Consider the following 1521-nt stretch of genomic DNA (forward strand, 5'->3'; position numbering starts at 1 on the left):
GCGCGGCCAGCGTGCCGATACGCTGCGTCCCGGTCAGGGACTGGGACTGGCGGTAGTGCGCGATATTCTCGAGCAGTATGCCGGTCAGGTAATCGCCACGACCAGCCCGCTCGGCGGCGCCCGCATGGAGGTGATTTTTCAGCGGCAGGAAGTTGAACATCACCGCGAGTAGAACCGAACGCGGGCTGTTATACTTGGCAGCAATTATGGCCCTAACCGGAATCCTCGCATGGACTATCAGCTCGACATCAACTGGCCCGACTTTATTCAGCGCTACTGGCAAAAACGCCCGGTGGTGCTGAAACGGGGTTTCAAAAACTTCATTGATCCGATTTCTCCGGATGAGCTGGCCGGTCTGGCAATGGAAAACGAGGTGGACAGCCGCCTCGTCAGCCACAACAACGGCAAGTGGCAGGTCAGCCATGGTCCGTTTGAAAGCTACGATCACCTGGGTGAAAGCAACTGGTCGCTGCTGGTCCAGGCAGTGAACCACTGGCATGAACCTTCTGCTGCGCTGATGCGCCCGTTCCGCTTTCTGCCCGACTGGCGTATCGACGACCTGATGATCTCGTTCGCTGTGCCGGGCGGCGGCGTGGGCCCGCACTTTGATCAATACGACGTGTTTATTATTCAGGGCACTGGCCGCCGTCGCTGGCGCGTAGGCGAAAAAGTGCCGATGAAACAACACTGCCCGCATCCGGACCTGCTGCAGGTTGAACCGTTCGACGCCATCATCGATGAAGAGCTGGAACCGGGCGACATTCTTTATATTCCACCGGGTTTCCCGCATGAAGGCTACTCGCTGGAGAACGCGCTCAACTATTCAGTCGGCTTCCGCGCGCCCAACGGACGCGAGTTGATCAGCGGCTTTGCGGATTACATGCTGGCGCATGAACTGGGCAGCTACCGCTTCAGCGATCCGGATGTGCCGGCGCGCGATTGTCCTTCGCAGATTCTGCCGTCGGAAGTGGAAGGTATCCGCAAGGTGATGCTGGATGTGATTAATCAGCCGGAGCAGTTCAACCAGTGGTTTGGCGAATTTATTTCCCAGTCGCGTCACGAGCTGGATGTGGCACCGCCGGAACCGCCGTATCAGCCGGATGAGATTTATGACGCGCTGCAGCAGGGTGATGCGCTGACGCGCCTCGGCGGCCTGCGCGTGCTGACGCTGGGCGACGCGGTGTACGTCAACGGTGAGCGCGTTGAGTGCGCGCATCCGTCGGTACTGGCTGCGCTGGCACACAAACACGTATTGACGCTGGAAGATTTCGGCGATGCGCTGGATGACCCTTCGCTGCTGGCTCAGCTGGCGGCACTGGTGAACAGCGGGTACTGGTTTTTTGCTGATTGAGTTGATCAGGTCCTCTGCGCCCGTTTCCCTCACCCCGGCCCTCTCCCGCCCGCGGGAGAGGGAGCAAACCGCGCGACGATTGCAGTAAAGCGCCGGCGGCGGCATGGGCAAATGAAGAACCTGATTCCCGCTCGATCGGTCCCCTCTCCTGCGGGTGTACAGTCCGGGGA

At 60.0% G+C, this 1521-nt stretch carries 1 protein-coding gene and 1 pseudogene; both read left to right on the forward strand.

The annotated features are described in order from the left end of the window. Window positions 1-172, forward strand: a pseudogene (locus ERD80_RS21595) (two-component system sensor histidine kinase PhoQ); the annotation flags it as partial. Between the two features lie 57 nt (window positions 173-229). Then, window positions 230-1351, forward strand: a complete 1122-nt coding sequence (locus ERD80_RS21600) for a cupin domain-containing protein (protein ID WP_058776487.1) — start codon at window positions 230-232, stop codon at window positions 1349-1351. Window positions 1352-1521: the final 170 nt, after the last annotated feature.

It is taken from the genome of Pantoea sp. R102, from assembly GCF_004916815.1.
GTDB lineage: Bacteria > Pseudomonadota > Gammaproteobacteria > Enterobacterales > Enterobacteriaceae > Pantoea > Pantoea dispersa.